The 409-nt window shown below is 46.7% G+C and carries 1 pseudogene; it reads left to right on the forward strand.

Annotated features, from left to right (window positions below):
• Positions 1-409, forward strand: a pseudogene (locus HC175_RS19580) (cytosol nonspecific dipeptidase); the annotation flags it as partial.

The following is a 409-nucleotide window of genomic DNA, read 5'->3' on the forward strand; positions in this document are numbered from 1 at the left end:
GTTCCTAACGGAGTGTACAGAATGAGTCCCGATATTCAAGGCCTTGTAGAAACATCAAACAATGTTGCCAGGGTAACTGTCAAAAACGGGAAAATTGAAGTGCTTTGTTTGACCCGTTCTTCGGTAGAGTCCTCAAAGACAGATTTGGCGAACAGCATTCGGTCAGGGTTTGAACTGGCAGGTTTTGAAGTGGAACTTTCCGGTGCATATCCCGGGTGGGCACCAAACATGGATTCCCCGATCCTGAAAGTACTGGATGAACTTTATCAAAAAATGAATACCGATAAACCCGATATCGCTGCGTGTCATGCAGGCCTTGAGTGCGGAATTTTAGGGAAGAACTATCCCGAAATGGATATGATCTCCTTTGGCCCTACCATTCGTGGTGCCCACTCTCCAGATGAAAGGG

The sequence above is a fragment of the Salinimicrobium oceani genome (assembly GCF_012037645.1).